At 72.6% G+C, this 7,891-nt stretch carries 5 protein-coding genes, 1 tRNA gene and 1 other RNA gene; 5 read left to right on the top strand and 2 right to left on the bottom strand.

Features of this window, described 5'->3' with window-relative positions; translation table 11 throughout:
* Positions 1 to 286: 286 nt before the first annotated feature.
* Positions 287 to 871: an HhH-GPD-type base excision DNA repair protein gene (locus ABZX90_RS43490; protein WP_351131388.1), complete on the bottom strand. Its 585-nt coding sequence runs from the start codon at positions 869 to 871 to the stop codon at positions 287 to 289.
* A gap of 134 nt (positions 872 to 1,005) precedes the next feature.
* Here ABZX90_RS43490 and ABZX90_RS43485 point away from each other — a divergent pair, with 134 nt between their 5' ends.
* The 3 genes from ABZX90_RS43485 (at position 1,006) to ABZX90_RS43475 (ending at position 5,743) form a co-directional block, all read left to right on the top strand.
* Entirely contained in the window at positions 1,006 to 3,096 is a 2,091-nt protein-coding gene (locus ABZX90_RS43485) for a penicillin acylase family protein (RefSeq protein ID WP_355213686.1), read from the top strand.
* Positions 3,065 to 3,697 (top strand): GNAT family N-acetyltransferase, encoded by a 633-nt coding sequence (locus tag ABZX90_RS43480; RefSeq protein ID WP_351131391.1) that lies wholly within the window; start codon positions 3,065 to 3,067, stop codon positions 3,695 to 3,697. Before ABZX90_RS43485 ends, ABZX90_RS43480 begins: the two co-directional genes overlap by 32 nt.
* A gap of 135 nt (positions 3,698 to 3,832) precedes the next feature.
* Positions 3,833 to 5,743, top strand: coding sequence for a copper resistance protein CopC (locus ABZX90_RS43475; protein WP_355213687.1), 1,911 nt, complete (start codon positions 3,833 to 3,835; stop codon positions 5,741 to 5,743).
* A 149-nt stretch (positions 5,744 to 5,892) separates the two neighbouring features.
* On the opposite strand, the gene ABZX90_RS43470 is transcribed toward ABZX90_RS43475, so the two are convergent.
* A tRNA-Ser gene (locus tag ABZX90_RS43470) sits at positions 5,893 to 5,980 on the bottom strand.
* Between the two features lie 72 nt (positions 5,981 to 6,052).
* Between ABZX90_RS43470 and ffs the strand changes: the two genes are divergently transcribed.
* Together ffs and ABZX90_RS43460 are read left to right on the top strand one after the other, a co-directional pair.
* Positions 6,053 to 6,151, top strand: an RNA gene (gene ffs / locus ABZX90_RS43465) — signal recognition particle sRNA small type.
* Positions 6,152 to 6,258: 107 nt separating this feature from the next.
* On the top strand, positions 6,259 to 7,891 hold a 1,633-nt coding region (locus tag ABZX90_RS43460), incomplete at its 3' end, for a DNA polymerase III subunit gamma and tau (RefSeq protein ID WP_355213685.1).

Raw genomic sequence — 7,891 nt, 5'->3', positions numbered from 1 at the left:
CATCCCCGTCCGTCGCCGCTGGATCAGACGTGGGCTACCTGTGCGAACTGCTGCTCGATCCGAACGTAAGCGACGGACATTTGGGATGTACCGGCACGGCCCCTCCGGCCACATTTCGACTGCGGGCGCGATATCGCTTTTCAGCCCCGGCCGAGGGAAATTCCTTTCGGCTCCAGGGGGAGATTCAGCCCCTCCCGCGTTTGAGGTGCGGGGTCCGGGGTGGAAGCCCCAGGGTGGGGCGGCACCCGTGCCGGGGCGGTGGGGACGCCGGTTCCCCGGGACCGGGTTACTTGCCGGAGGCCTTCGCCGCCGCCTTCATCTCCTGTTTGTGGGCGCGGACCTTGGAGAGGGACTCCGGGCCGGTGATGTCGGCGACCGAGCGGAAGGACTTGGGTTCGCCGTAGGGGCCCGCGGCTTCGCGCCAGCCCTTGGGGCGGACGCCGAGCTGCTTGCCGAGGAGGGCCAGGAAGATCTGGGCCTTCTGGGGGCCGAAGCCGGGGAGTTCCTTGAGGCGGCGGAGGAGTTCCTCGCCGGTCCCGGCGTCCTTCCAGACGGCGGTGGCGTCTCCGTCGTAGTGCTCGACGAGGTACTGGCACAGCTGGTGGATGCGCTTGCCCATCGAACCGGGATAGCGGTGCACGGCCGGCTTGGCCGAGAGCAGCGCGGCGAACTTCTCCGGGTCGTACGAGGCGATCTCGTTCGCGTCGAGATCGTCCGCACCCATGCGCTGGGCGATCGTGTATGGCCCCGCGAAGGCCCACTCCATCGGCACCTGCTGGTCCAGCAGCATGCCGATCAGGGCCGCGAGCGGGCTGCGGCCGAGCAGTTCGTCGGCTTCGGGCTGCTGGGCGAGGTGAAGAGTGACGTCCATGGATCGATGATCCCGCGTGCGGGGGCGGGGCGCTCGGTCGTGGCCGCCCGGGTTCACCGGGTCTCCGTCGCGCACGTACGATCACACAGGATGTGAGTTAGGTTAGCCTAACCTGATAAGAGTGGGGATGGACCGTGACCGCCGAGATCTACCGTGACAGCTGGGGCATCCCGCACCTGCGTGCCGACACCGCACGGGAACTCGCCCACGCCCAGGGCCGTGTCACGGCCCAGGACCGGGCCTGGCAGCTGGAGGTCGAGCGGCACCGCTCGCAGGGCACCTCGGCCGCGTTCCTCGGGGCGGAGTCCGTCGGCTGGGACCGGTTCGCCCGGCAGGCCCGGCTCGACGACACCGCGCGACGCTGCTTCGAGACCCTGGAGGAACGGGACCCCGAGACCGCCGCGTGGGTCGTCGCGTACGTCGACGGGATCAACGACGGGCTGGCCGAAGGGGCCGGGCGCGCGCCCGAGTTCGCGGCGAGCGGGCTCGTTCCGGGCCGCTGGGAGCCCTGGAACCCGCTGGGAGTCTGGCTCGGTACGCACATCCTCTTCGCCGGGTTTCCCGCCAAGCTGTGGCGTGAGGAGGCCGTACGGCGGCTGGGCGCGGACGCGGTCGGACTGTTCGCCATGGACGGGCCGGGCACGGCCGGGAGCAACGGATGGCTGGTGAGCGGCGAGCGCACCGCCACCGGGCAGGCGGTCATCGCCGGTGACCCGCACCGCTTCATCGAGGACCCCGGCGTCTACCAGCAGATCCACCTCGCCTGCCCGGAGTTCGACGTCGTCGGCCTCGCCGTCCCCGGCGTCCCGGGCATCGCCCACTTCGCCCACACCGGCACGGTCGCCTGGGCGATCACCAACGCGATGGCCGACTACCAGGATCTCTACCGGGAGCGGCTGCGACGCGTGGAGGCGGGGGGCGTCGAGGCCGTCGAGGCCCTTGATCCCGACGGGGTGTGGCGGGCCGCGGCGCGGCACGTCGAGCGGGTGGAGGTGGCCGGCGGCGAAGCCGTCGAGGTCGAGGTGATCGAGACGGCGCGCGGGCCCGTGGTGATCGGGGGCGTCGGCGCCGAGGAGTCCATCAGCCTCCGCTACCCGCCCCGCGTGACACGGGACCTCGGCTTCGGCGCGCTCCTCCCGTTGCTGCGGGCCCGCCGGGTCGCCGACGTGGACCGGGCGTTCGACGTCTGGGCGGAGCCGGTGAACGTCGTGCAGGCCGCTGACACCGAGGGCGGACTGCTGCACCGCGTCGCGGGCCGGGTCCCGGTCCGCGGCACGGCCAACCGCACCCGGGTCGTACCCGCATGGGAGGCCGGGCACGAGTGGACCGGCTGGCACGAGATGCCGTACGGCCCGGTCGAGGACGGTGTGGCCGTGATGGCGAACCAGCGCGGCCCCGCGACCCCGCTCGGTGTCGAGTTCGCACCGCGCCACCGCGCCGCCCGCATCCGGCAGTTGCTCGACGCGGGCGACAAGTGGTCGGCGAGGGACATGCCGGCCATCCACATGGACACCCATCTCGCCTCCGCGGCCGCCCTGTTGGACCGGCTGGCCGCACTGGACCTGTCCGGTGCCGCGGCCGGGCTCAGGGACCGACTCCTGCGCTGGGACCGGCACATGGACGCCGACAGCGGCGCGGCGGCGGCGTACGCGGAGGTGCGCGGCGCGGTCGTACGACGGCTCGCGGCGCACCCGGCCCTCGCCGTCCTGGCCGAGCCGCCCGCGTATCCGGCCGTCTTTCTGCCCTGGCTCGCGCTCACCCTCCGCGTCGCCTTCGCCCTCGAAAACCTGCTGACGGCGCCCGAGTTGTACGGCATCGACCGCGACGACGTGGTGCGCGCCTCCGTCGAGGAGGTGGCCGCCCGGTCCGCGTCGAGCACCTGGGGCGACACCCATCGCCTCGCCCCCTGGCGCGCGCTCACCGACACCGCGTACGACGAACCGGCCCTGTCCGGCGACAACGACTGCGTCCTGTGCACCTCGTCGGTGCCCGGACTGACCGACCTGAGCGCGCGCGGCCCCGCCGCCCGGTACGTCTGGGACCTCGCCGACCGGGACAACAGCCTCTGGGTGGTCCCGTTCGGCGCCGACGGCGTTCCCGGCGCGGCCCACCACCGCGATCAACTCCCCCTGTGGCTCGCGGGAGATCTCGCCCCGGTGACCACCGACTGGACCACGCTGACCAAGGAGAGCGATGACGACCGAGACGTACGCCGACGCCCGTAAGGCCGTTCACGAGCAACAGGTCGACGGTTTCGGCACGGTCCGGGTGCTGCCCGTCGACCCGCACGCCGACCTCGACGTCCTGCACGGCTGGGTCACCGAGGAGCGGGCCGCGTACTGGGGCATGACCGGGTTCACCAGGCAGCAGGTGCTGGAGACCTATCTCCACCTCGACTCGCTCGACACCCACCACGCCTTCCTCATGGTCAAGGACGGCGTACCGGCCGCGCTCTTCCAGACGTACGAGCCCGACGCCGACCGGGTCGGCGAGTGCTACGAGGTCCGGCCCGGCGACATCGGCGTCCACCTGCTGATCGGACCCCCGGCCCCCGGGGGCGGCGGGCGGCCGGGCTGGTCGTCCACGCTGCTGTCCGCGTTCCTGGCGTACGCGCTGACCGGTCTCGACCGGCGGCGGGCCGTGGTCGAACCCGACGCCCGCAACACCAAGGCCATCGCCCGCCTGACCCGGCAGGGCTTCGTCCCCGCCGGGGACATCGTGCTCCCCGAGATCGACCTGCCCGAGGTCCACCTGCCCGAGAAGCCCGCCCTGCTCGCCTTCCTGACGCGGGAGGCCTTCGAGAGGGGTTCGGCCGCGCCCAGGTGAGCCGGACGCGGCCCCCGTCCGTACGTAACCGAGACTCTGCACATGCGGATACGGAGACGGCGTGTGAACGGAAGCGGGCAGCGAGACCGATGGCGGCGCGGAGCCCGGGCCCTGGCCCTGCTGGGCGGCGTCCTGATGCTGGTGCTCTTCGGCGGCGTGAGCGGCGCGTCCGCCCACGCCGCGCTGACGAGCACCGACCCGCAGGACGGCACCGTGCTGAAGTCGGCGCCCCGCCAGGTGACCCTGACGTTCAGCGAGTCCATCGGGCTGCTGGACGACTCCTTCCGCGTGCTCACCCCGGAGAACCGGCGCGTCCACACCGGCGGACCGAGCCACGCGGACGGCCGTTCCGACACCGCCCGTGTCACCCTGCCGCGCGGCCTCGGCACCGGAACGTTCACCGTGGCCTGGCGGGTCGTCTCGGCCGACAGCCACCCCATCTCCGGCGCCTTCACCTTCTCCATCGGCCAACCCTCCCCGAGGGTCGCGCCCCTGCCGCCCACCGGTGGGAATCCCGCCTCCGCCGCCCTCTACGACATCGCCCGCTACGCCGCGTACTGCGGACTCGCCCTGCTGATCGGCGCGGCGACGTTCGTCCTGGCCTGCGGATTCCCCGGCTCCGTACGGCGTCTGCTGCTGACCGGCTGGTGGACCCTGCTCGCGTCCACGTTCGCGCTGCTCCTGCTGCGCGGCCCCTACGAGCGTGGCACCGGCCCCGGAGAGGCCTTCGACCCGGCGATCCTGAACGACACCCTGACGAGCCGGCCCGGCATCGTGCTGGTGGCCCGGCTGGCGCTGCTCGCCGCGGTGGCCTTCGTGCCCCTGCGGGCGCCGGCACGGGACCGGGACCCCGGCCGTGGTGGCCCTGTCCTCGGAGGTCAAGGCGGTCGCGGTGGTCTCGGAGGCCTCGGCGTTCTCGGCGTTCTCGGCGGACTGTTCTCCCTGGCCCTCGCGGTCACCTGGGCCGCGTCCGAGCACGCCTCCGCCGGTATCCAGGTTCCCGTGGCGATGGTCTCCTCCGTACTGCACCTGCTCGCCATGGCGGTGTGGCTCGGTGGTCTGGCCGCTCTGCTGACGGCCCTCTACCGCCCGGCCGAACCGCTCCCCGCGGCGGTCGTCACCCGCTTCTCCCGGCTCGCCCTCACCTCGGTCGCGGTCCTCGCGGCCACCGGCGTCTACCAGTCCTGGCGCGGCCTCGGCTCCTGGGGCGCCCTGACCTCGACCTCGTACGGCAGGCTCCTGCTCGTCAAGCTCGTCGCGGTGGCGCTGCTGCTGGCGGGAGCCGCGTACTCCCGGCGGTGGACGGCCCGACTGGCGGTGACGCGGACCCCCGTCGCCCTTCCGGCCGAGCGCGTGGCGGTCGCGGTGACGGTCGGGGCCCCGGCGGACGGGGACACCGACGCCGCGGACACGGCGGCCACGGCTACGGCCGCCACGGATACGGGCGGCGGCTCAGGCGGCGGTCAGGGAGACGCACGTCCGGAGGAGCGGGAGGACGCACAAGGAGACGGGCAGGGAGACGGGCAGGGAGACGGGCAGGCGAGTGGGCCGGGAGGCACCGCAGGTCACCAGGGCCTGCGCCGCTCGGTGCTCGCCGAGGTCACCGTCGGCATCCTGGTGCTGGTGATCACGACCATGCTGACCGGGACCCAGCCGGGCCGTGCGGCCACGGAGTCCGCCGCCTCCGTCGCGGCCGCCGACCGGCCGACCTCCTCGACGACCGTGGTGCCCTTCGACGTCGGCACCCCGGGCGGACACGGCAAGGTCCAGGTCGAGCTGTCGCCGGGCCGGGTGGGTGAGAACTCCGTGCAGGCCGTGATCATCGGCCCCGACGGCGGCATCGCGACCGTCCCCGAACTGCGCCTCACCTTCACCCAGGAATCGCAGAAGGTCGGCCCGATCGACGCCGAGGTCACCGACAAGGGCGGCTACTGGACGTCCGACGGCCTCACCCTTCCACTGCCCGGCACCTGGACCATGAAGATCACGGTCCGCACCACCGACATCGACCAGGTCACCGTCTCGAAGAACGTGAAGATCGGCTGAGGCGGGGGAAGCCGAGGAAGGCCGAGGGGAGCGGAGAGAAGGGAGGAGGCCGTGACGGCACGGCTTCTCCCCCGCTTCCGCGTCGGACAACGTCGAAGGGCCCCGCTGCAAGCAGCGGGGCCCTTCGACGTTAGTGCCCGGTGAGGCACTGGCGGAGGATACGAGATTCGAACTCGTGAGGGGTTGCCCCCAACACGCTTTCCAAGCGTGCGCCCTAGGCCACTAGGCGAATCCTCCGGGGCAAACAATACAAGACGTTGAGGAGTGCTCGCGAACTCGTTCCCACCCCCCACGATCCTGTACTCTTTGCGGAGCCCCTCACGTGGCGCTATCTGACTGAACTCCCCCAGGGCCGGAAGGCAGCAAGGGTAGGTTGGCTCTGGCGGGTGCGTGGGGGGCGCTTGCGTTTCCGGGACCGCCGCGGGGCAGGCCGGGGACGGGATACCACCGGGGTCGCGCCCGGGATGCGCTCAGTGCGGTCCTTGTTGTCAGTGGGCGCCTATAACCTCGTAAGCGTGTCGTCTCTCGCGCTGTACCGCCGCTATCGCCCGGAGTCGTTCGCCGAGGTCATCGGGCAGGAGCATGTCACCGACCCGTTGCAGCAGGCGCTGCGGAACAACCGGGTCAATCACGCGTACCTGTTCAGCGGTCCGCGCGGGTGCGGCAAGACCACGAGCGCGCGCATCCTGGCCCGCTGTCTGAACTGCGAGCAGGGCCCCACCCCGACCCCGTGCGGGGAGTGCCAGTCCTGTCAGGACCTCGCCCGCAACGGCCGGGGCTCCATCGACGTCATCGAGATCGACGCGGCTTCGCACGGTGGTGTGGACGACGCCCGTGACCTGCGGGAAAAGGCCTTCTTCGGGCCCGCGAGCAGCCGGTACAAGATCTACATCATCGACGAGGCCCACATGGTCACGCCGGCCGGATTCAACGCGCTGCTGAAGGTCGTCGAGGAACCCCCGGAGCACCTCAAGTTCATCTTCGCCACGACCGAGCCCGAAAAGGTCATCGGGACGATCCGGTCGCGGACCCACCACTACCCGTTCCGGCTGGTGCCGCCCGGGACCCTGCGCGAATACCTGGGCGAGGTCTGCGCGCAGGAGGGCATTCCCGTCGCGGACGGCGTGCTTCCCCTCGTCGTACGGGCGGGAGCGGGCTCCGTGCGTGACTCCATGTCCGTGATGGACCAGCTGCTCGCGGGTGCCGCCGACGCCGGTGTGACGTACGCCATGGCGACCTCGCTGCTCGGGTACACGGACGGCTCGCTGCTGGACGCCGTCGTCGAGGCGTTCGCGGCGGGGGACGGCGCCGCCGCCTTCGAAGTGGTGGACACCGTCATCGAAGGCGGTAACGACCCGCGGCGATTCGTCGCCGACCTGCTGGAGAGGTTGCGGGACCTGGTCATCCTGGCGGCCGTTCCGGACGCGGCGGAGAAGGGGCTCATCGACGCTCCGGTCAACGTGGTGGAGCGCATGCAGGCGCAGGCCGGGGTCTTCGGCGCCGCCGAGCTGAGCCGCGCCGCCGACCTCGTGAACGACGGACTGACGGAAATGCGCGGAGCCACCTCGCCGCGCCTCCAGCTCGAACTCATCTGCGCGCGCGTCCTGCTGCCCGCCGCCTACGGGGACGAGCGGTCCGTCATGGCCAGGCTCGACCGTATCGAGCGCGGGGTGAACTTCTCCGGTGGCGGAGCGGCGCCCGCCATGGGCTACGTGCCCGGGCCCGAGGTGCACGGCGCGGTGCCGGTCCCGCAGGCCGGACCGGCGGTTCCCCCCGGGAGCGGCCCCGCGGCGGCCCGCGCGGCGGCTCGGGGGACGGGACAGGGAGCGGGACAGGGAGGAGCCGGTGCGAGCGCCGGAGCTGTGCCGGGAGCGGCACCCGGGGCGTCCGCTCCGGTCGCCCCCGCCACCCCTGTCGCGCCGGTCGCACCCGCGGCATCCATGACGCCCCCGGCGCCGACGGGTGCGCCTCCGCGCGTTCCCGCGGCGCCCGAGCAGCCGGCGGCCTCGGCGGGTGCTCCCGCGGGTGCCGCGCCCGGTGCCTGGCCCACCGCGACGGCCGCCGGCAGCGGTCCGCGTAGTCCGGAACATCCGTGTGGGCGAGCACGCACGCGGCGGCCGGCAGGGAGCCGTCACGGAACGGCAGCGA

It is taken from the genome of Streptomyces sp. NPDC002935 (assembly GCF_040611295.1).
GTDB lineage: Bacteria > Actinomycetota > Actinomycetes > Streptomycetales > Streptomycetaceae > Streptomyces.
This window is presented reverse-complemented; position numbering and strand designations above follow the sequence as displayed.